General features: G+C 67.6%; 22 protein-coding genes and 1 tRNA gene. 16 read left to right on the top strand and 7 right to left on the bottom strand.

Annotated features, from left to right (window positions below):
- The first annotated feature begins 313 nt into the window (after positions 1–313).
- From JOF56_RS09260 to JOF56_RS09220, 8 genes are all read left to right on the top strand, one after another.
- Positions 314–631 carry a hypothetical protein gene (locus JOF56_RS09260; protein WP_209636384.1) on the top strand — a complete coding sequence of 106 codons (318 nt, stop codon included), beginning with the start codon at positions 314–316 and terminating at the stop codon, positions 629–631.
- Positions 628–897 carry a hypothetical protein gene (locus tag JOF56_RS09255; protein ID WP_209636383.1) on the top strand — a complete coding sequence of 90 codons (270 nt, stop codon included), beginning with the start codon at positions 628–630 and terminating at the stop codon, positions 895–897. The genes JOF56_RS09260 and JOF56_RS09255 overlap by 4 nt, the downstream gene beginning before the upstream one ends.
- The gene (locus JOF56_RS09250; RefSeq protein WP_209636381.1) at positions 894–2,183 is read left to right on the top strand and encodes a DUF2637 domain-containing protein; all 1,290 of its coding nucleotides are present in this window, start codon (positions 894–896) and stop codon (positions 2,181–2,183) included. Before JOF56_RS09255 ends, JOF56_RS09250 begins: the two co-directional genes overlap by 4 nt.
- Positions 2,183–4,372, top strand: a complete 2,190-nt coding sequence (locus JOF56_RS09245; RefSeq protein ID WP_209636379.1) for an FtsK/SpoIIIE domain-containing protein — start codon at positions 2,183–2,185, stop codon at positions 4,370–4,372. Before JOF56_RS09250 ends, JOF56_RS09245 begins: the two co-directional genes overlap by 1 nt.
- A gap of 213 nt (positions 4,373–4,585) precedes the next feature.
- On the top strand, positions 4,586–5,518 hold the full coding sequence (locus JOF56_RS09240) for a bifunctional DNA primase/polymerase (protein WP_307854996.1): 933 nt from the start codon (positions 4,586–4,588) through the stop codon (positions 5,516–5,518).
- A gap of 26 nt (positions 5,519–5,544) precedes the next feature.
- Positions 5,545–6,231, top strand: a complete 687-nt coding sequence (locus tag JOF56_RS09235) for a DNA methylase (RefSeq protein WP_307855779.1) — start codon at positions 5,545–5,547, stop codon at positions 6,229–6,231.
- On the top strand, positions 6,228–7,250 hold the full coding sequence (locus JOF56_RS09230; RefSeq protein WP_209636375.1) for an AAA family ATPase: 1,023 nt from the start codon (positions 6,228–6,230) through the stop codon (positions 7,248–7,250). The genes JOF56_RS09235 and JOF56_RS09230 overlap by 4 nt, the downstream gene beginning before the upstream one ends.
- Before the next feature lie 302 nt (positions 7,251–7,552).
- Positions 7,553–8,722 (top strand): tyrosine-type recombinase/integrase, encoded by a 1,170-nt coding sequence (locus tag JOF56_RS09220; RefSeq protein WP_209636373.1) that lies wholly within the window; start codon positions 7,553–7,555, stop codon positions 8,720–8,722.
- 69 nt (positions 8,723–8,791) lie between these two features.
- On the opposite strand, the gene JOF56_RS09215 is transcribed toward JOF56_RS09220, so the two are convergent.
- Both JOF56_RS09215 and JOF56_RS09210 read right to left on the bottom strand, forming a co-directional pair.
- Positions 8,792–8,865, bottom strand: a tRNA-Pro gene (locus JOF56_RS09215).
- Positions 8,866–8,882: 17 nt separating this feature from the next.
- A complete protein-coding gene (locus JOF56_RS09210; protein ID WP_209648118.1) occupies positions 8,883–9,827 on the bottom strand; it encodes a metallophosphoesterase in 945 nt (314 codons plus the stop codon).
- Between the two features lie 83 nt (positions 9,828–9,910).
- Between JOF56_RS09210 and JOF56_RS09205 the strand changes: the two genes are divergently transcribed.
- On the top strand, positions 9,911–10,378 hold the full coding sequence (locus JOF56_RS09205; RefSeq protein WP_209636371.1) for a GatB/YqeY domain-containing protein: 468 nt from the start codon (positions 9,911–9,913) through the stop codon (positions 10,376–10,378).
- 46 nt (positions 10,379–10,424) lie between these two features.
- Here the strand turns inward: JOF56_RS09205 and JOF56_RS09200 are convergent, their stop codons facing one another.
- Positions 10,425–12,851, bottom strand: a complete 2,427-nt coding sequence (locus JOF56_RS09200) for a penicillin-binding protein (RefSeq protein ID WP_209636370.1) — start codon at positions 12,849–12,851, stop codon at positions 10,425–10,427.
- A 194-nt stretch (positions 12,852–13,045) separates the two neighbouring features.
- Here JOF56_RS09200 and JOF56_RS09195 point away from each other — a divergent pair, with 194 nt between their 5' ends.
- Positions 13,046–13,354: a WhiB family transcriptional regulator gene (locus tag JOF56_RS09195; protein ID WP_209636368.1), complete on the top strand. Its 309-nt coding sequence runs from the start codon at positions 13,046–13,048 to the stop codon at positions 13,352–13,354.
- 3 nt (positions 13,355–13,357) lie between these two features.
- On the opposite strand, the gene bagB is transcribed toward JOF56_RS09195, so the two are convergent.
- From bagB to JOF56_RS09180, 3 genes are read right to left on the bottom strand one after another with little or no spacing between them, the layout of a single operon-like run.
- Positions 13,358–14,485: an ATPase BagB gene (bagB, locus tag JOF56_RS09190; protein ID WP_209636366.1), complete on the bottom strand. Its 1,128-nt coding sequence runs from the start codon at positions 14,483–14,485 to the stop codon at positions 13,358–13,360.
- On the bottom strand, positions 14,482–15,486 hold the full coding sequence (gene bagA, locus JOF56_RS09185) for an ATPase BagA (RefSeq protein WP_209636364.1): 1,005 nt from the start codon (positions 15,484–15,486) through the stop codon (positions 14,482–14,484). Before bagA ends, bagB begins: the two co-directional genes overlap by 4 nt.
- 45 nt (positions 15,487–15,531) lie before the next feature.
- Positions 15,532–15,783 carry a hypothetical protein gene (locus JOF56_RS09180; protein WP_209636362.1) on the bottom strand — a complete coding sequence of 84 codons (252 nt, stop codon included), beginning with the start codon at positions 15,781–15,783 and terminating at the stop codon, positions 15,532–15,534.
- Positions 15,784–15,843: 60 nt separating this feature from the next.
- On the opposite strand from JOF56_RS09180, the gene sp36 reads away from it, so the two are divergent.
- Genes sp36 through JOF56_RS09160 form a run of 4 tightly spaced genes read left to right on the top strand, consistent with a single transcriptional unit; the run spans position 15,844 to position 18,376 of the window.
- Positions 15,844–15,999 carry a Sp36 family protein gene (gene sp36 / locus JOF56_RS09175; protein WP_209636360.1) on the top strand — a complete coding sequence of 52 codons (156 nt, stop codon included), beginning with the start codon at positions 15,844–15,846 and terminating at the stop codon, positions 15,997–15,999.
- A complete protein-coding gene (locus JOF56_RS09170) occupies positions 15,996–16,451 on the top strand; it encodes a RidA family protein (RefSeq protein WP_209636358.1) in 456 nt (151 codons plus the stop codon). Before sp36 ends, JOF56_RS09170 begins: the two co-directional genes overlap by 4 nt.
- 31 nt (positions 16,452–16,482) lie before the next feature.
- The gene (locus tag JOF56_RS09165) at positions 16,483–17,106 is read left to right on the top strand and encodes a hypothetical protein (protein ID WP_209636356.1); all 624 of its coding nucleotides are present in this window, start codon (positions 16,483–16,485) and stop codon (positions 17,104–17,106) included.
- A gap of 22 nt (positions 17,107–17,128) precedes the next feature.
- Positions 17,129–18,376: a hypothetical protein gene (locus JOF56_RS09160; protein WP_209636354.1), complete on the top strand. Its 1,248-nt coding sequence runs from the start codon at positions 17,129–17,131 to the stop codon at positions 18,374–18,376.
- Positions 18,377–18,476: 100 nt separating this feature from the next.
- On the opposite strand, the gene JOF56_RS09155 is transcribed toward JOF56_RS09160, so the two are convergent.
- Positions 18,477–19,376, bottom strand: coding sequence for a Gfo/Idh/MocA family protein (locus JOF56_RS09155; protein ID WP_209636352.1), 900 nt, complete (start codon positions 19,374–19,376; stop codon positions 18,477–18,479).
- A 97-nt stretch (positions 19,377–19,473) separates the two neighbouring features.
- On the opposite strand from JOF56_RS09155, the gene JOF56_RS09150 reads away from it, so the two are divergent.
- Complete coding sequence (locus JOF56_RS09150) at positions 19,474–20,322, top strand: NUDIX hydrolase (protein WP_245379273.1); 849 nt, start codon at positions 19,474–19,476, stop codon at positions 20,320–20,322.
- Between the two features lie 13 nt (positions 20,323–20,335).
- Entirely contained in the window at positions 20,336–21,094 is a 759-nt protein-coding gene (locus tag JOF56_RS09145) for an MBL fold metallo-hydrolase (RefSeq protein ID WP_209636348.1), read from the top strand.
- The last annotated feature ends 1 nt before the right edge of the window (position 21,095 follow it).

The following is a 21,095-nucleotide window of genomic DNA, read 5'->3' as shown; positions in this document are numbered from 1 at the left end:
TCGAGTTGTGGAAGTTCTGTCCGGATCAGCCGTTCGAGGTGTTCGGGTATCCGATCACGTGTCCGGGGTGTGGTTCGTCTGCGGGTATTTTGTTTTGGGCGTATACGGGGGTCCCGGTGGTGCGGGCGCAACACCTCTGTGTGCCTTCCGTCGGGGTTGGTACCCCCTGCCGCGTCCGGATGTGGGACGAGTATCGACTGACGACAGCGTTTGTCCGTGAGCGTGGCTACAACGTGGCCGCTGTAGTCGATCAGGCCGTTGACGAATTCTGCACGTGGATGGCGGACCGCCGCGCCAACCGGGGGTGCTCGCAATGAGCCAGAACATGGTGATCGTGGTGGGCGGACTCGCCGTGCTCGGCGTCGTGTCGGCAGTCCTGTCCGGTCGCCGAGCCACCAAACGTGCTGCCAAGGGCGTGCGGGAGGTCACCCGGATGACCAGCAATGCCGCCCGTGCCGTGGTTACCGGTGTTGTGGTCACGCTAGTGCAGTGGCTGATCGTGACTCACACGTCGGACACCACCACGATTCTGGTGACCCTCGGCATTCCTGCCCTGTTCGCCGGGGTGAGCGTGGCGCGGCTGTTCGCGGTGACCGAGGTCATCCATTCCACCCGGGGGCGGCACCGATGAACACGCCACTGTTAATGCTGGTGATTCTGTTGGCCGCTGTTGCGCTGATTGTGTTGTGGCGCTTGGTGTTGACCGCCGCAGCGATCGCTGTTGTGCAATGGATGGTTGTGGCGCACGCGGACAGCGTGACCGTGCAGTTGCTGACCTTCGCGGTTCCCGCGTTCCTGGCCGCGTTTGTCCTGGTCCGGCTCATTCCTCACCGCACCCCTACCGGCTCGGCGCATGCCGGGCAGGCGGTGGCTGACCTGCAGGGAGTTGCGCGATGACGACGACATTCTATGACCGCCGCGCCGAGCGCATCACCGCACAGGCGCAGGCCGAGCAGCAGCGTGCTGCAGCCGAGCAGACCAGGGCGCAGACCGCGTTGACGCTGGTACAGGTGGAACAGGCCCGGCTGGCGGGTGCCGTGGAGTTGGCCGAGCAGCGTCGGCAGCGTGAGCAGGCCGAGCGTCAGGCCACGCGGGAGCGTCGCGCGGTGACCCGTGCCCGCCTGGCCGGGCGGGTGCCGGTGTGGCTGCTGTCGGTGTTGTGGGCGACGGTGATCGTTGCGCCGATCACGTTGGCGTGGCAGGCACAGCGTGCGTTCGCCGAGTCCACATTGCACATCGGTTCGACATGGTCCTGGTTGTTCCCGCTCGCTGTCGAGGCTGGGGCGTGGGTGTGTGCTTTCGAGGCGCACCGCCGCGCGAAGACCGGCCTGCCGGTGGGTGCGTTGCCGACCTGGATGTGGGTGCTGGCATCGATCGCGGCCGGTATCAACCTGTTGCACGGTGCTGTCGACTACGGCCCGGTTGCCGGGGTGGCGTTGGGTCTGGTGTCCCTGCTCGGTGTGTTGCTGCACCACATCCGGCAGAACGTCGACAAGGCCACCGCCGAAGGACGGGACAACACCGCGCTGCGGCGCGCTCTGTGGCGGCGTCTTCGGTTCCCTCGCCTGGCGTGGGCTGCTGCGTCCATCACGCTCGCGTGCGGCGACACCGTCACGGCGGATGAGGCGTGGCGGCGGGCGTGGGTGGACCGGTTCGGCGTCGGCCCGGACGCGCCACGCCGGGAGCGGCGTCTGGCTCACCGGGTGCTGCGGTACGAGGCCGCGCAGGACCGGCACGCCGCCAAGGAGGGGCGCCTGGTGATCCTCGGCGGGCGGGTACAGCGGGCGTACACCGAACAGATCCGTGCCCTGATCGACGCCGAGCGCGCCGCGGCGACCGAGCGCGCTGAGCAGGTCTTGCGAGAAGCCAACGATGTGTTGGGTGCCGCTGCGATGGTGTTTGGCCCGGATGCCCTGCGAGACGGTACCGCGCCTAGCCAGAACGGGGGGTACACCGGCCGTGAACAGGGCGAACTGTCCGGGCGTCCTGCCGAATTGCTGACCATGGTTCGAGGTGCCATCGCCGCCGGGGAACTGCCGCAGTACCCCTCGGTCAAGGCCATAGCTCGCCGGTTCGAGGGGTTCGGTACCCCCACCATTCAGCGGGTACGAGACGCCCTGCGCATGGGCCACATCCCCATCACCGACACCACCGAGACCATGTCTGAACGGAGGGCTGCCTGATGACCACGACCACCACGGCCCCGGTCGCACCCGAACCGCAGGACCCGTTCACGGGTGGCAAGGTGCTGGACTTCCGGCCACCCATCGGGCCGGTCACCGAACCGGCTCCGGCCGAGCCCGGCGAGACCGTTCACGAACACGAGGAAACCACGGGCGAACCGGTGGACCTGCCAGTCACGGAAGACCGGTCACTGGCAGCCCGGATGAACGCCGCCCGAAACGGCACCCGGCGTCCCGTGTTCGCATCGTGGCTGACCTCCAGTGAGGAGTTCGTGAACACCGCCAAGTGGGCGGCCGACCATGCCGCCCACACGATGGCGTACCACGCTGTGCGGTGCCCGCTCTACGCCGCCAAAATCGCCGCCCGCTCGCCCCGAGGGTTGGTGCGTGCGGTCGCGGTCTCGGCGAACTGGGCGATGGACGCCGAGGGCAGGGCGTTGCGTTCGGACGCGGTCACCAAAGGCGACGCCGAGCTGTATCTCAAGCTGCACAACGCGAAACCCCGCGGTCGCTGGTGGCTGGTGCTGCTCGGCCTGGTGATCCTGACGGCCGGCGCGCTCGTGCTGTTCGGCTACGCACCGATGTGGGCACAGTTCCTCGGCGTGAGCGTGGTGCTCGGGCTGCTCGGCTGGCTCGGCGGCAACCCCGACCGGCCGGTGGTCGGTGGCCGGGCCGTGGTCACCAGCAAGGCCCAGAAGCTCACCAGCGACATCGTGGTTCGTGCCCTGTCCGCGTTGGGCATCGCCGAGGTCAACAAGGCCGTCGGCAAGGGCGGGGGAGGGATCACCTTCCCGTCACCGATCACGCGGGAGGGACCCGGGTGGCGCGCGGACGTTGACCTGCCCTACGGCGTGACCGTGGCGGACATCCTTGCTCGCCGGGCACAACTCGCCTCGGGCTTGCGGCGGCCGTTGGGGTGTGTGTGGCCCGAGCCCGCGCATGACCAGCACGCCGGTCGCCTGGTGTTGTTCGTGTCCGATGTGGATATGGCGCAGGCCAAGCCCAAGGCCTGGGCTCTGGCAAAGGGTGGTGCGGCTGACCTGTTCAAGGCGGTTCCGTTCGGTACCGACCAGCGCGGCCGAGCCGTGGGTATTGACCTGATGTACTCCAACCTGCTCATTGGTGCGATGCCCGGCGCAGGCAAGACGTTCGCGCTGCGGGTGCTGCTGTTGGCGGCTGCGCTGGATCCCACGGCAGAGCTGAGGTTGTTCGAGCTCAAGGGTTCCGGTGATTTGTCCACTCTGGAACCTGTGGCGCATCACTACGCGTCCGGGCCGGATGACGAGACGATCGAGCAGACCGTCACCAGCCTGCGCGAGGTCTACAAAGACCTTGAGCGCCGGGCCAAGACCATCAGCAAGCTTCCCCGGGCGCAATGCCCGGAGAACAAGGTCACCCCGGAGCTGTCCGCGAAGCGCTCTCTCGGCTTGTTTCCGCTGGTCGTGGCAATCGACGAATGCCAGGAACTGTTCAGCCACGCCGAGTACGGCAAGGAAGCCGGGGAACTGTGCACGGCCATCATCAAGCGCGGCCGGGCGCTTGGCGTGATCCTGCTCTTGGCTACCCAGCGGCCGGACAAGAACAGCCTGCCCACGGCCGTCTCGGCGAACGTCGGTGTGCGGTTCTGCCTGCGAGTCATGGGACAGCTCGAAAACGACATGATCCTCGGTACCTCGATGTACCAGAACGGTGTGCGGGCAAGCACGTTCACGCCCAAGGACAAGGGCATTGGCTACCTGGTCGGTGCCTCGGATGACCCGCAGATTGCCCGCTCGGCCTACATCGACAACCCGGCCGCCGAGAAGATCGTGGTCCGCGCCCGTGCCCTGCGTGAGCGGGCCGGAACCCTGACAGGCCACGCGATCGGCGAGACTCAACTCGCCGAGGATGCCGCCCGGGCCAACGTGCTGGACGACGTCGCATCGGTCTACCAGGCCGGGGAAGACCGGTTGTGGTCCGAGGTGATCGTGGCCCGGCTCGCCGAGCAGCGGCCGGACGCCTACCAGGGCTGGACACCCAACGCGCTTGCTGCGGCGCTCAAGCCGCACGGCATCGCACCCAAGCAGATCCCGCTGCGCGATGACACTGGCACCGAGCGCAACAAGCGCGGGTACCTGCTCGCTGCGATCACCGAAGTCATTCTGACAACGCGCCGAGTATCGACAGAGAGTGACGACTCTCCGGTGTAGCGGTTCTCGGGGCGCTAGCGGTCGGCAACCGCTAGACCTAGCACCCACCGCTAGCGCCCCATACCTACGCTGACCAGCCCGCTAGCTCCTAGCGGAACTCCAGGTCAAACCCTCTGAATCAGTCGAAAACCCAGGACAGACACCCCTCGTGGGAGTGCTGACCTCGGTCCCGCATGCCCATCTGTGATTACCAAGTGTGATCGGAGATCTACCGTGGACAGCACGCCGTTGATGACTGCCGCTCTCGCCGCCGCCGAACGCGGCTGGCACGTCTTCCCGCTCCGGCCGGGCGCCAAGCGTCCCGCTTTGCACGGCTACGACCGGTGCCCTAGGACCGGCGCATGCCAGCACGGGCACCAGGGATGGGAGCAACGCGCCACCGTTGACCCGCAACGCATTCGAGCCGCCTGGTCGAACGGACCGTTCAACATCGGGCTGGCGACCGGCCCGTCCGGACTTGTGGTCATCGACCTGGACAGCGCCAAACCCGGCGAACAGCCGCCCGCACCATGGGACACAGAGGACGGAATTCAAGACGGGCAGGACGTGCTCGCTGCGCTCGCCGAACTCTTCGGGCAGGCCTTGCCTGCCGACACACTGACCGTAGCCACGCCATCCGGCGGACTGCACCTGTACTACCAAGCACCGCAAGACATTGCACTGCGCAACACGGCCGGAACACTCGGCTGGAAAATCGACACCCGCGCACACGGCGGCTACGTCGTCGCCCCTTGGTCTGTTGTGGACGGACGCCAGTACGAAATCCTTGCCGACCAGCCGCCCGCTGTCCTACCGACATGGTTGCTGGACAAGCTCCGCCCGGCGCCATTGCCGACAACACCAGAACGGCCGGTGTCTGTCTCTCGCTCCCGCAGAGACCGGTACATCGACGCGGCCGTAGCCGGTGAGGTCTCCCGGGTGCAGAACGCCACCAGCAACCGCAACGCCACGCTTTATGTTGCAGCAGTTGCGCTCGGGCAATTGGTCGCCGGGGGTTCACTCACCGAGAATGACGCGCGCACCGCACTCATGAGCGGCGCCGCTCGGCACATCGGGGTGCAGCGCTTCAGCGAGCGGGAAGCGTTGCGCACTATCGCGTCTGGTCTCGAAAAGGGCGCGAACCGGGCTCGGCAGGTGGCGGCATGAGCGTGCGCCTTGACAACTCCCGACCCGTGTTGCTGGACGCCTTCTGCCGCAAGGGCGGCGCTGGCTACGGCTACCAGGCCGCTGGCTTCAACGTCGTCGGAGTCGACATCGAAGACCACTCCAACGGCTACCCCGGAGAATTCCATCAAGGCGACGCCGTCGAATTCATCCGCCGCCACGGCCATGAGTTCGACGTCATCCACGCATCGCCGCCATGCCAGCGCGAGACGGCACTGACCAAGGGCACCAACAAAGGCAGGGTCTATCCCGACCTCATCCCGCCTACCCGCATCGAGTTGGATCGGACCGGCCGGCCGTGGGTGATGGAGAACGTTCAAGGCTCCCAACTCCGAAAAGACCTCGTCCTCTGTGGCCTGTCGTTCGGGCTGCGCGTATTCCGGCACCGAGTGTTCGAGCTGTCCGATGTGATCATCTCTCAGCCGGTCCATCCGTCGCATCGTGGTCACAGGGTCGCCGGATGGCGCCACGGCCAGTACTACGAGGGCGACATGGTCGCCGTCTACGGCGACGGCGGCGGAAAAGGCAGTCTCGCCGACTGGCAGGACGCCATGGGAATCCCTTGGATGACCAACCGCCTCGATCTCGCCGAGGCCATCCCACCCGCCTACACCGAACACATCGGGAACCACATCCGACACGGCCGCCATGGCGTGCAGGGCGCATTGTGGACCGGTCAGGAGTGGGCGGCATGACGGCACTGCCTGACCGGGCCTTGCACCCGGTGCCCGAGCGTCCACGCACAACATGGAATGCCGCCGAGCTCATGGCGGTGTCGTTTCCAGACCCGACGTGGGCGGTGCCCGGCATCATCGCCGAGGGAGTGACCCTGCTCGCCGGTCCGCCGAAAGTCGGCAAATCGTGGATGTCACTCGGGCTCGGATTGTCCATTGCGGCCGGACTGCCCGCGCTCGGCTCCGTTGCCGTTGAAGCCGGTCCCGTGCTGTACCTGGCACTGGAGGACACTCCGCGCCGGTTGCAATCCCGCATGCGCACGGTGCTCGCCGGTCGCCCGGCGCCGAGCACGCTCACTCTCGATACCTACTGTCCGCCGTTGCCCAATGGGGGAGACCAGTACATCGCCGGATGGCTGGACGAAAACCCCGGCGCCCGCCTGGTCGTCATCGACGTATTCACCAAAGTGCGCGGAACTCCGCCCCCTGGCATGAATTCCGCCTACGAAGCGGACTACGCCGCCGTCGGCCGGGCAAAGCGAGTCGCGGACACCTACGCCGTGCCCGTCGTTCTCGTTCACCACGTCCGCAAAGCCGCCGCCGAGGATTTCCTAGCCACCGTCTCGGGAACCAACGGGCTCGCCGGTGCTGCGGACGCCGTCCTGGTTCTCGAACGCGCCAGGGCTCAAGCAGACGGCATCCTGCACGTCACCGGTCGCGATGTCGACGAAACCGACTACGCCATGTCGTTCGACTCGCAAGCCGGAGCGTGGTCCCTATTGGACGGACCTGCAGAAGAACACCTCATGCAAGACACGCGAGCCCTGATATCGCGATTCATCCGTGAATGTCCAGGCAGCAAACCGGCGCAAATCGCCGAGGCGCTTCAGCTCGCCCCTGGCACGGTCCGCGCGACGTGCACCCGCATGGCTAAGGACGGCCAAGTTCGCGCCGAGCCGGGCGGCAAGTACTTCCCGCCCGAGACGCAGTCACAGCAGCAGCACCCTGCAGCTGTCACACCTGTAACTCTGCAACTCTAGGGGGCCTGACGTGGGAAAACGTGAGTTACAGCGGGAGTTACACCCCGCTCCGCCTGTCACCGTCCCGGCGCAAGTGGAGGATCCCATGTCGTCGCCGAGTCCCATGCCGGCCGCTGTCCCGCTACGGCACCTGTACCGGATAACCGAAGCGATGCGGCTGCTGTCTCTGAGCCGCTCGGTCATATACGAGCAGATCCGCGCTGGTCGCCTGCGGGTCGTGCACCAAGGGCGAACGCCCCTCGTGCCTGCTCTCGCCATTCAGCAATACGTGGACCTGCTCATGCGTGAATCGGGGGTTGAATATGACCAAGCGTCGTAGCCGTGGTGATGGCAGTCTGCACTGGCATGAGAAGCGGCAACGGTGGATCGCGGTTGCCACCGTCGGATGGACCCCGGCCGGGAAGCGAATCGTCAAGTCCGCCAGTGGCAAGACCAAGACTGAAGCGAAGAATAAGCTCAAGGAGATCCTTCGCGACTATGACGACGGCCTAGCGATTGCGCCACACGACTACACCGTAGAGAAAGCCGTGCGCGACTGGCTGACCTACGGATTGAGCGGACGCGACAAGCAGACAGTTACGACGGTGACCATCCTCGCCAACACTCACGTCATTCCCTCGCTGGGTGCTCGCAAGCTCCGAGAACTGTCCGCAGAGGACGTGGACAAGTGGCTAGCCGACAAAGCCAAGACCCTGGCCACTCGCTCACTCCGCGACGTCAGGTCCGTGCTCAAGCGAGCTATTGCACGAGCGCAGGCGCGCGACAAGGTCAAACGAAACGTCGTTCTGCTCTGTGACGTGCCGGTTGGGCAACGTCCGGGCCGTCCGTCCAAGGCGCTGACTTTCGACCAGGCTGAAGCTGTCCTGAAGGAAGCCGAGGCCGACGACTCAACCCTAGGCAGCTACATCGTTGTGTCGCTGCTGACCGGCGCACGAACCGAAGAGGCTCGCCCCCTCTACTGGGAACACGTCGACTTGGTGGGGCAGCCTGACGAAACGCCACCCGTCCTGCCCCATATCGACGTCTGGCGCTCCGTACGGGCCGGGGGAGACACGAAGACTCGAAAGTCGCGCCGCTCGCTTGCTCTGGCCCAACGTGCCGTCAACGCCCTGCAGGCTCAAAAGATCCGGCAGGCGGTTCAGCGCGAGCAAGCGGGCAGCAAGTGGCAGGACAACAACGTCGTGTTCGCGTCCGAAGTCGGCACCGAGCTCGACTCTGCCAACGTCCGGCGAGGTGTCCGACGGATTCTGAAGGCGGCCGGGCTGAAAGCTGACGAGTGGACGCCACGGGAGCTCCGGCACAGCTTCGTGTCCCTGCTCTCTGACAGAGGCGTTCCGATCGAGAAGATTGCTCTGCTGGTCGGCCACAGCAGCACGAGCGTGACCGAGCAGGTCTACCGCCACCAGCTCCGGCCGGTCATCGAGGACGGCGCAGTCGCGATGAACGACATTTTCCCGGGCTCGGAACCATAGACAGGCAATTAGACAGGCAGGGCAAAGAAAGAGCCCGTCCACTCTAAAGTGGACGGGCTCTGACCTGCGTCGGGGTGGCGGGATTCGAACCCACGACCTCTTCGTCCCGAACGAAGCGCGCTACCAAGCTGCGCCACACCCCGTCTTGCTGGTGGTTACTCTAGCGGACGTCTGCGCGGGCTCCGAACCGGGTATTGGGTTTTGCTGGGCCGGTGCCTTCTGTCCTGGGTACGAGGGTCAGCAGGGAGGCTTCGGGCGGGCAGGCGAAACGGACTGGGGCGTAGGGGGATGTGCCTAGGCCTGCGGAGACGTGCAGCCACATGTGGGCGCCCCAGCGGGAGGCGCCGCGGGCGCGGGAGCGATCCAGGTCACAGTTCGTCACGAGGGCGCCGTAGCCGGGGATGCGGAGCTGGCCGCCGTGGGTGTGGCCTGCCAGGACCAAGTCGTAGCCGTCGGCGGCGAAGGCGTCGAGGACCCGAGGTTCGGGGGAGTGGGTGATGCCTAGGCGTAGGGCCGCTGTTGGGTCTGGGCGGCCCGCTATTTCTTTGTATTTGTCGCGTTTGAGGTGGGGGTCGTCTACTCCGGCCACGGCCAGGTTGCGGCCGTCGACGCTGACTATGCGGCGGACGTGGGTCAGGTCGTGCCAGCCTCGTTCGACCATCGCGGCGCGGAGGTCACGCCAGGGGAGGGCGATGCCGTGGATTCGCTTCTTCTTCGCGCTGGGCAGGAGGTAGCGCACGGGGTTCTTGGGTTTCGGCGCGAAGTAGTCGTTGCTGCCGAAGATGAAGATTCCCGGCCTGTTGAGCAGGGGGCCCAGGGCACGCACGACTGCCGGGACCGCTTGCTTGTGGGCGAGGTTGTCGCCGGTGTTGACCACCAGGTCCGGTTCGAGGGCGTCGAGTGCCGCGATCCACTTCTGCTTCGATTTCTGGCCGGGCAGCATGTGGATGTCGGAGATGTGCAGGATGCGCAGTGGGCGCGCGCCTTCGGCCAGCACTGGCAGGGTTGCCTGGCGCAGTGTCCAGCGCCTGCGTTCGATTCCAGCCGCGTAGGCGACTGTCGCCGCGCCTGCTGCTGTGGTGGTCAATGCGATCCGGCCCAACATGCTCACCTTTACGAGAGTACGGCCGAGCGGGCCGGTGGTGGCAGCCACCGCCCGGATGGTCCTCAGCGGTAACGTTCGCTGTCATGGCGGAGCTGAAGGACAAATTGAAGTCCGACCTGGTCGTGGCGCTCAAGGCGAAGGAAACCACCCGGCTGGGGACCTTGCGGATGGTGCTGGCCGCGGTGAGCAACGAGGAAGTGGCCGGCAAGTCCGCCCGGGAACTCACCGACGAGGAAGTCCAGCGCGTGCTCACCAAGGAGGCCAAGAAGCGCAAGGAGGCCGCCGAGGCGTTCGACGCGGCCGGTCGCGCCGAACAGGCCGCTGCGGAGCGCGCGGAGGCCGAGATCATCTCCGGGTACCTGCCCGCCCAGTTGTCCGACGACGAACTCGACGAGCTGGTCTCCCAGGCCGTCGCCGAAGTCGCCGAGCAGGTCGGCGGCGCCCCCACGCAGAAGCAGATGGGGCTCGTGATGAAGGCCGCGAACGCCAAGGTCGCCGGCCGGGCCGAAGGCGGCCGTGTCGCCGCCGCGGTTCGTTCCCGTATCAACTGACACAAAACGGCCCCTCGTGAACGAGTCACGAGGGGCCGTTTGCCGGTCAACCGCCGGGATTGTTCGGGTCACCGCCGTTCGGTGGCGGAGGACCACCGCTTGGCGGCGGGTTCTGCGGTGAGGATGGGATTTCCGCCTGTGGTGCCTGGCCGGTGGATACGTAGATCGTGATTGTGCCGCCGGGCAGCTTGGTGCCACGCGGGGTCTGGTTGACGACGGTGCCCTTACGGGCCGCGTCGTCGCGGGGCACGGCGCTCACCTGGTAGCCGGCGCCCTGCAGGGTGTTGGTCGCGTCCTGCTGGGTCTTGCCGACCACGTTGGGCACCCTGGATTCGGCGCCGCCGTCGAGGTATCTGGGGTCAGGCGGGGGCAGTTGCTCGACCGGTGAGTCGCCGAGTATCCCCTTCATCGCCGCGAACCAGGTCCGGGCCGGCACTTTGCCGCCGAAGATGTTTCCGGTGGGGCCCAGTGAGGGCGGGTCGGTGTCGCGGATCGGCCTGGGCCGGTTGCCGTCGGCGAAGGTGAGCACAGCGGCCGCGTACTGCGGGACGGCCCCAAGGAACCCGGCGGACTTGAACTCCTGGGTCGTGCCGGTCTTGCCCATCATCGGCCGGGTCCAGCCCGCGCGGCCGGCGGCCGCGGCCGACGTACCGCCGGCCTGGTCGTCCTTGCTCAGACCGGTCACGAGCGAGTTGGCCAGCGGCTCGGCCACGGCCTGCTCACAGGGCTGCTCCTTGCCCTTGAGATCGACTGGCTGACCGTTGCGGTCGATGATCTCCACGATCGGCGACGGCGGGCACCAGACGCCGCCGCTCATCAGCGTCGCCCCGACGTTCGCCAGCTCCAGCGGGCTCATCGGGTTCGGGCCGAGGGTGAACGAGGCGTTGCCGGGGTTGCCGGGCGAGCTCTTGAAGTGCTGGGCCTGGGTCGGCTCGCCGGGCTTGGCAGGCTTGCCGTCGTTGTTGGAGGCCATCGTCTCGCGCATGCCCAGCCGGACGGCCATGTCGACCACCGGGTCCGTGCTGCCGAGGGCCTCTTCCAGCTTGACGAACGCGGTGTTCGGCGACTTGGCCAGCGCTTCCTGCAACGTCATCTGCGGGCCGTAGGTGCCCGCGTTCTTCAGGCAGTACCAACGGGTGTTGCCGTCGTTGGGCTTGTCGGTGCGCGCGCAGTTCTTCTCGTTGCCGCCGGTGAACAGGTGCGAGGTGTACTCCGCCGGGACGTCGATCACGTTGTAGACGCCCATGCCCTTCTCCAGGGCGGCGGCCGCGGTGAAGATCTTGGAGATCGAGCCGTTGCCGAACTTGTTCTCGATGCCGTACGGCTGCGGGTACTGCGTCTGGCCCTTGGACGCGTCCTGGCCGTAGTCGCGGTTCGACACCAGGGCGACGACCTGGTGTTTCTCCTTGCCTGGCTTGACGATCGCCATCACGTTGGCGATGCCGTCGGTGGTCTTGGGCACCTCGTCCATCGCGGCCTTCTTGGCCAGCGTGGTCGCGTTCATGTCCAGGCTGGTCTTGATCGTGTAGCCGCCGATGGCCAGCTGTTCCTGGGTGAACCCGAGCTTGCCCAGGTATTCCACGACGTACTGGCAGAAGAAGCCGGCTTCCGGCCCGGCGCCGTTGCAGTTCTTGGCCGGCTTGGTGACCTGCGGCAGCACACCCAGCGGTTCGGCCTTCGCCGTGTCGCCGTCGGCCTGGGTGAGCCGGCCGTTCTGCACCATGGTGTCCAGCACGATGTTGCGGCGCTTGAGGGCCTCGGGCGCGAAGCGCCAGGGGTTGTACAGCGTCGGGTTGTTGACCATGCCGGCCAGCAGCGCGGCCTGTGACACGGTCAGCTTGTCCGGCGTGGTGCCGAAGTAGGTCGCCGAGGCGGCGCCGATGCCGTAGATCGAGTTGGAGAACTCGACCACGTTGAGGTACCCGGAGATGATGTCCTCTTTGGACATCTTCTGCTCCAGCTGCAGCGCGATCCGCGCCTCCCGCAGCTTGCGGGCGATGGTGGGCTCCTGCGCCTTCTGCTGTTCGGTCTTGTTGTTGCGGTAGACCACGTTGATCAGATAGTTCTTCACGTATTGCTGCGTGAGTGTCGAACCACCCTGCTGGTTGCCACCGCTCGTGCTCAAAGCAGCACGGAACGTGCCTTTCCAGTCCACGCCGTGGTGCTCGTAGAACCGCCGGTCCTCCACCGAGATCAACGCCGCTTTCATGATCGGCGAAATCTGGTCCGCGGCGACCGGGATGCGGTACTGGTCGTACAGCGTGGCCATCGGCTTGCCGGCCGCGTCGGTCATCGTGGTGATCAGTGCGGGCGGCACCTCGACCATTTCCGCCTGGGCGCTGTCGATCGTGTCGCTGGCGCGGTTGGACGCCACCCCCAGGGCCCCTACCACCGGGAACAGCATCCCGGCCAGCAGAACGCCGGCGAGCAGGCAGAGGCTGAGCATCTTGAACAGACCGTTCGTGAAGCGCACGACGCCAGGGTACCCATTAACCCTTTCGGGCTCATGGCTACGCTGCGGAATCGAATTGACAGTGAGCGCCCTGTGTGCGAAAAGACGAAGAAGGGGTGGAACCGGGGGCGTTCGAGCGTCGTCAATCTGTCACGACAGGCAGCAGATGCCGGGGGGCATCGGGCAAATGGACACGACGGTAGGAGCTGGGGGAGATGGATTCGAATCTGAAACCGCAGGACTGGCGCGTCAACGCGGCATGCCGCGGCGATGATCCGGACGAACTCTTCGTACGAGGGGCCGAACAGCGCAAGGCGAAACTGGTATGCGTCGCGTGCCCGGTCCGGACCGAGTGCCTCGCCGAGGCGCTGGACAACCGGATCGAGTTCGGGGTCTGGGGCGGGATGACCGAGCGGGAGCGCCGGGCGCTGTTGCGCCGCAGGCCGGACGTCACTTCGTGGCGTGAACTGCTCGACCACGCCAGACGGGAGCACGCACCGGTGGAGGATGCCCGGGTCGGGTGAATTTCAGCCCGCGCCGAGCTGCTCGCCGATCAACCGCAGGCCCGTCAGGTCATGGACATCGGATGGCATGGCGGGCACGCGGGCGACAGCGACGCCCGCATGCGCCTTGGTGAACCTGGCCACGAGGCGCCGTTCCCGGTCGGCCACGGACACGCGGTCGGCGTGCAGCCGCAGGACAGCCGCTGCCAGCGGCGCGTCACCGCGTCGTTCCAACGCCTCGGCCGCGGCCAAGGCTTTGGGTGAGGGCAGGTCGGCCAGGGTCGGGTGCGTGCGGTTGACCACGAGTCCGGCCAGCGGCATGGACTCACCGGCCAGCCGTTCGACGAAGTAGCTCGCCTCCCGCAACGCGTCCGGCTCGGGCGCGGCGACCACCAGGAATGCCGTCCCGCCGGACCTGAGCAGCTCGTACGTCCGCGTGGCGCGCTCCCGGAAACCCCCGAACATGCTGTCGAAGGCCTGCACGAAAGCGCTCGCGTCGGCCAGCAGCTGCCCGCCCACGATCGTCGACACGGCCTTGGCGAACAGCGAGAACCCGGCTCCGACGATCTTTCGCAGCCCCCAGCCGCCCGCCTTGGCCGGCCCGGCCAGCAGCTTGATCATCCGGCCGTCCAGCGCGGTGGACAGCCGCTGCGGTGCGTCCAGGAAGTCCAGCGCGGACCGGCTCGGCGGGGTGTCCACAATGATCAGGTCCCACTGGCCCTCGGCCGCAAGCTGCCCGAGCTTCTCCATCGCCATGTACTCCTGCGTGCCGGAGAAGGAGCTGGAGATGGTCCGGTAGAACGGGTTGGCCAGTACTTCCTTGGCCTTGTCGGCACCGGCGTGCGCGTGCACCATGTCGTCGAACGTGCGGCGCATGTCGAGCATCATCGCCGAGAGTTCGCCGGCCGGTTCGAATCCGTCGACCTCCACCCGGCGAGGCTGGTTGCCCAGCTCGGGAAGGCCCAGCGCCTGCGCCAGCCGGCGCGCCGGGTCGATGGTCAGCACGACGGTCTTGCGGCCGCGTTCAGCCGCGCGTACGGCCAATGCGGCGGCGGTCGTGGTCTTGCCGACTCCGCCGGATCCGCAGCAGACGATCACCTTGGTCGACGGGTCGTCGATCAGCTCGTCGGTCTTCAACGCCGGTGTGCTCACCGGACCCCCTGCTCGACCATGGTCTCGGCCATCTCGTAGAGCGCGGCCAGATCGATCCCGTCGGTCATCTCCGCCAGCTCCAACGCGGGCAGATCGCCTTCGGCCAGCTGCTCACGGGCACGGCTTTCGGCCTGAACGCGGATCGCGTGCTCGACCGTCTCGGCGACCAGCCCGTCGACGATCTCCTTGTCCAGTTCGAGACCGGCCGCGACCAGCCCGGCACGGACCCTGGACGCGTCCACCCGGCCACCGGCCGCCGAGGTCACCGACCGGGCGGGCAGCCGCGGTGGCCGGACCCGGTTGACGATCACCGCGCCTGGACGCAGATCGGCGCCGTCGAGGTCGGCGACGGCCTCGAGCGTCTCCCGGACCGGCATCTCCTCCAGCAGTGTCACGAGGTGCACCGCGGTGTCGTCGGAGTGCAGCAGCCGGACCACGCCGTCGCTCTGGCCCTTGATCGGCCCGACCTTCGCCAGATCGGCCATGGCCCTGGTGACGTCGAGGAACTTCACGATCCGGCCGGTCGGCGGCGCGTCCAGGACGACTGCGTCGTAGACGTGCCTGCCGTTGTCGCCCGTGCGCCCGACCACCTCTTTGATCTTGCCGGTCAGCAGCACGTCCCGCAGGCCCGGGGCGAGCGTGGTGGCGAAGTCGATCGCGCCCATCCGGCGCAGCGTCCGGCCGGCCAGGCCCAGGTTGTAGAACATCGACAGGTAGTCCAGCAGCGCGGCTTCGGCGTCCACGTGCAGGGCACGGACCTCGCCGCCGCCAGGCGCGGCCGCGATGCGCTTCTCCTCGTACGGCAGTGGCTGGGTGTCGAAGAGCTGGGCGATGCCCTGGCGGCCCTCGACCTCGGCGAGCAGCACCCGCCTGCCGCCGGTGGCCAGTGCGATCGCCAGCGCGGCGGCGATCGTCGTCTTGCCCGTTCCGCCCTTGCCGGTCACCACGTGCAGCCGGGCTCTGGCCACGTGATCAGTCCAACCAACGACAGGGGTGGTCACTACTCCAGCGTAAATGTCCGATTGACAGCACGCGCTGGTTAGGCCTCAGCTCGTGAGCAAAAGCACTGTGTTGACAACCCCGATCGCGGCCACGAATCCCCACACGACCGGCCCGGCGAGCACCGTCAGGGCCAACACGCAGAGTAGGGCCACCAGGGTGAACGAGATCACGCCGGCGAGCGCCACCGACGAGTTCGTACTGCCCTTGCGATCGCGGGTCTGGGCCATCGCGAGCAGCACAAGGATCAGGCCGCCGAAGGCGATCAGGGCGCTGGCGATGACCCGCCAAGTCTCCACCCCTCGACGCTACCCGGCCGTCTGGCCGGTCACGAACCGGCACCGGATACGCTCCGGCTCATGACGAAGTGGGAGTACGCGACCGTTCCGCTGCTGACACACGCGACCAAGCAGATCCTCGACCAGTGGGGCGAGGACGGCTGGGAGCTCGTGGCCGTGCAGCCGGGCCCGACCGGTGAGCAACTCGTCGCGTTCCTGAAGCGGCCCAAGTCATGACCTGGTCGGCGAAACTCGCTGAGCTGGGCATCGAGCTGCCGGCAGTCGCGGCGCCGCTGGCCGCGTACGTGCCCGCCGTGCAGTCCGGGGCGCACGTGTACGTCTCCGGGCAGCTCCCCTTCGTCGACGGCACGCTCGCGGCGACCGGCAAGGTCGGCGCTGAGATCAGCCCGGAGGAGGGCAAGGCCCACGCCCGGACCTGTGCGCTGAATGCACTTGCTGCCGTGCACGGCCTGGTGGGAATCGACTCCGTGGTACGCGTGGTCAAGGTCGGTGGTTTCGTCGCGGCCGCTGAGGGATTCACGGCGGTTCCCGCCGTGGTCAACGGCGCTTCGGAGCTGTTCGGCGAGGTGTTCGGGGACGCGGGCAAGCACGCCCGCGCCGCCGTCGGGGTGGCTGAGCTCCCGCTCGGCGCGCCGGTCGAGGTCGAGGTGATCTTCGAGGTGGGCTGAGCCCGCCGTCGCTGTGGGAGGGAACGCTCTTATGGACAGCTACGCCGAGTCGGACTGTCACGAGCTGCTGCTGAGGCTTGCCGGCCGGTTGCCGGACCGTCAGCTGTGGCGTTTTCGTGACTGGCTCGCCGCGGGTGCGGTGACCGCTCTCGCGCGCACTCTGCCGCTCACCCTCCTCAGAGAACGAGTTGGTCTCACCGCCGAAGAATCTCGCCTGCTCACGAACGCTTTGCGGCCGGCGGGCGCGGATCCGGAGCGGTTGAATGCGCTCCCATGGGTAGACGAAATCGCCGAAGTCGACTACACCTTCACGTCGGAGTCGCCCGAATGGGTGAGCATGGGTGACTCTGCGGGCGTAGTCCTCGGGGCGATTGTCCGGGACCGGACCGATATCGGTGAGGTTCGCGGGACGTGGCGGCTGCCACGAACGGGTGGCGGAGACGTCACCCGGGTCGTTCTGGTGACCGCGACCACGCAGTGCGCGCGGCTGGCAGGTGAGCTGCAGCGGGTACTGCGGGCGCTCGGGACACATGAGCCGAGCGTCGAGGTGATCCCGAGGGGCATCCTGCTGCCTCGGTACCACCAGGCGGCACTGGCTGCATCAGTGCCGCTTGCCATGGGGGCGGCAGAAGGGGGCCAGCTGGTCCCCAGCTGACGCTCCCGCCCGACGAGCCGGAATGGAGACAGTCGTGACCCAGGTCGCCGACCGCGTTGCGCTGCCGATCCGTGTCCATGACCTCCTGCTGGGCCTCGCGGGCAGACTGGACGATGACGCGCTGACCGACGCCCGTGAGCTGCTGGCGTCGGCCGAGCTGGACCGCTCGCTCGAGCTGATCGCCGGCTGCCTCGTGGCTGGACGGATCCCGTTGTCGCCGGTGGAACGCCGCGACCTGGACGCCATGTTCGCCGAGGCGAACTGCGACACGACGTTGATCCAGCAGCTGAAAGTCGACGACGGCCGGGCCAGGCCGCCGGTGCACAAGTTCCACCCGGGCCTGGTCGACTCGCCGGTCGGCGGGGCCGAGGCGGGCGTGAACGACGCCGTGCACCGCGTGCTGGAAGTGCTGCCTGACGTGCGTGCCCTGTGGTGCGTCTGGCGCACCACCCCGGCAGGGGCGGTCGCCGGAGCCGTGCCGCACCGGATCGTGCTTGTCGAGATCGGGCCCCGCGGCTTCCCGCCCGCGACGGCGTACCGGATCGAGCACGCCTTACGACGCGCCGGTATCCGCGCGGCCGTGGAGGTCCTTCGTGACAACTCGCCTTTGACGGATTACCACCGTCAGGGCATGCAGCAGGCGCGGCGCGTGTCGTTCGACGGCGCTGCCGAAGCCTCTGCGGAGCCTGCTCCAGAGCCGCACAGGACAGAGCCGCCCAGGACCACGTGGGCACAGCAGCGCGAGTCGTGGAAGGACACCGAGCCCGTCGTCGACGAGCAGCCGGCCACCAGTAGCTGGATCCCGGAGATGGATACGGCCAAGGACGCCACCAGCATCGTCGAGCCGGTGGCCGACGAGGTGACGGTCGAACCGCCTGCCCGTCCCGACCGCCCGAACTTCGACCAGCCCGGCCTGCGTCAGGCCACCACGGCGGACGAACCCGAACCCACGCCGTCCCCGGCGTCCTCGTCCTCGACTACAGCGCCCGCCTCGGCCTCGGTATCCGCCTCGGCGAAGGACACCTTCGAGGACAGCGACCTCAACGACCAGGAGCGCGACCTCCTGCGTCAGCTGCAGGAGGAACTGGCCAAGCGCGAACAGGCCGAGGCCTCGACGAACAAGAAGCTGAGCTGGCAGACCGACAAGTCAGGCCGGCACCACGACGCCGACATCAAGTGGTCCAGCCCGTCGACACCCAGGATCATCAACGGCGTCCCGCCCACGGCGGGCGGCTCCGTGGAACCGCCCCGCTTCCCGCCGGGCGCCTGAGGGTTTCACCGGCCGGTGACCGGGCTTATCCACAGCCCAGTCACCGGCCGACCTGCGTAAACCTCAAAATGTGCATGATCTCGCCAACCCTGTGGACAACTCAGCCGGCCAGTGTGCGGGTCCGCTCGGTGATGGTCGCGATGAGGCGCTGCAGGTGAAGGCCGCGCTGGGCATCGCAGGGGTGAGACGTTGTGTCGCTGTGGACCATGGCGACGAAGTCGTCGAGCAGCGCGGCATAGCACTGGTCGGCGGGCCCGACTCGACCAGGCAGACGGCGGTAGCCGTAGTCGCCGTAGACACTGAAATCGACGACGGTCGGGCGTAGCGGCATCTTCAAGGACATGGTGATCGTGCTCGTGGCGCCGCCCGCGTGGGCGAGCAGGATGTGCCAGAGGTCGAGCGGTCCGCGGGTCGCGGCGACGACATCGGTGACCTGGCCGAGGGCGGCGTCCATCAAGTCGATCACGTGTGGGCCGATGTCCAGCAGCGCACCGCTTTCGTGGCGCCACGCCGAGTTGACGTAGTCGTCGGACAGCAGTGCCCCGGACATCCACTGGGCGTTGCCGCCGACCCATCCGCCGTGGGAACGCAGGTCGTCGAGCCACTCGACGGTCTCGTGCGCGAACCGGCGGATCAGGGCCACCAGGGAGGCCACTCCGGCGTCGGCGATCGCACCTGCCAGGCGTTCGGCCTCGCCCAGGCTGGCGGCGAGGGGTTTCTCGACGATGACGTGCTTGCCGGCTTTGACTGCCTGCAGGGCGAGTTCGGCCTGCACAGCGGGCGGGACGGCGAACGCGACTGCGTCGACCGAGTCGATGAGTGAACTGGGGTCGTCGGCGATCTCGGCGCAGTAGCTGTGGGCCACGGATTCGGCCGCGTCACGGCGGCGTGCCCACACGGACGTGAAGCGCACGCCTGGATGGTTGGCCAGGCCGGGCGCGTGAATGCGTTGTGCCCAGTTGCCTGCCCCGATCAGTCCGACCCGCAGTTGCTCGTCCACCCCGCCATTATCCCAAGCAGGGCCTGGTGATCTGGGTCACGGGGCTGCCGGGCGGGCGCGGTCGTAGGCTCGCAGAGTGCGTGAACTGCCCAAGGAGATGGTTCTGCCGGCGTCGATGGTCCCCGACGAGTTCCCTGATCCGCCGGTGACTCCGAAGGACGCGGCCACCGTGGTTCTGTTGCGCGACACGGACGCTGGGCTGGAGGCGTTCCTGTTGCGCCGGGTGATGGGCATGGCGTTCGCCGGTGGGATGAGCGTGTTCCCTGGTGGCGGCGTGGACCGGCGGGACGCCGACGCGGATATCGCATGGGCCGGGCCGGAAGCGGAGTGGTGGGCGGAGAAGTTCGCGTGCCCGGTGCCGCTGGCGAGGGCTCTGGTGTGCGCCGCCGTGCGGGAGACGTTCGAGGAATCCGGCGTGCTTCTGGCGGGGCCGGACGAGAACAGCGTCGTCTCCGACACCAGGCCGTACGCGTCCGCCCGCAAGTCCCTGGTGGATCGCGAGTTCTCGCTGGCGCAGTTCCTCAACGACAACGGCTTGGTGCTTCGCGCGGATCTGTTGCGGCCTTGGGCGAACTGGGTCACGCCTGCTGAGGAACCCCGGCGCTACGACACGAAGTTCTTCATCGCCGCGTTGCCGGAGGGCCAGCGCGCCGACGGTTCGACTTCGGAGGCGGACCACGCGGAGTGGCGCCGCCCCGCCGACGCGATCGGCATGTGGAAGGCAGGCGAGCGCGGACTGCTCCCGCCGACCTGGATGACCCTGGTCGACCTGGGTGAACAGGCCGGCGTCGCGGACGCCATGGCCGCCGACCGGACGATCAGCAAGATCATCCCGAAGGTGATCCGCGAAGGCCGGATCCTGCGGCCGGTCCTGCCCGGTGACCCGGCCTACGACCGGGCAGCGGGCCACCTCGACGCCCGTCCCGACGACACCATCGGCGAGTGATTTGGAGAGCAACGTGGGTCATCCGGCATATGGGGTGCTGCGGCAGGTCACGCCGGCTGCCTCGGTGATGTTGGAGAACAACCCGGGCACCATGACGCTCGACGGCACGAACACGTGGATCCTGCGTGCGCCGGGCGAGACCGAGTGCGTCGTGGTCGACCCCGGGTACGAGGACATCGAGCACCTGACCCGCGTCGCGGACTGCGGGCCGGTGGCGTTGATCCTCGTGACGCATCACCACCCAGACCATGTCGAAGGCGCGCCATGGCTGGCCGAACGAACCGGGGCGCCGGTCCGCGCGTTCGACCGGACCCTGTGCCGGGACGCGGAGCCGTTGGCCCACTCCGAGACCGTGCGCGCGGCCGGACTGGACCTGCAGGTCCTGCACACGCCTGGGCACACCGACGACTCGATCTGTCTCAAGCTCGACGACGCCGTGCTCACCGGTGACTCGATCCTCGGCCGCGGTACGACCGTGATCTCCTCGCTGGGCCACTACCTCGACACGCTCAGGCTGCTGAGCACAATCCCGGACGCGACCGTGCTTCCGGGCCATGGCGAGGAACTCCCCGACCTGGCCCAGGTCGCCGGCGAGTACCTCGCACACCGCGAGCAGCGCCTCGACCAGGTTCGCAACGCGTTGGTCCAGCTGGGGCCGGACGCGTCGGCTCGTCAGGTCGTCGAGCTGGTCTACGCGGACATCGACCGGTCGCTGTGGGGCCCTGCCGAATGGTCGGTCCAGGCACAGCTGGAGTACCTCAGAGCTGGGTGAG

This window comes from Kibdelosporangium banguiense, assembly GCF_017876405.1.
Lineage (GTDB): Bacteria > Actinomycetota > Actinomycetes > Mycobacteriales > Pseudonocardiaceae > Kibdelosporangium > Kibdelosporangium banguiense.
This window is presented reverse-complemented; position numbering and strand designations above follow the sequence as displayed.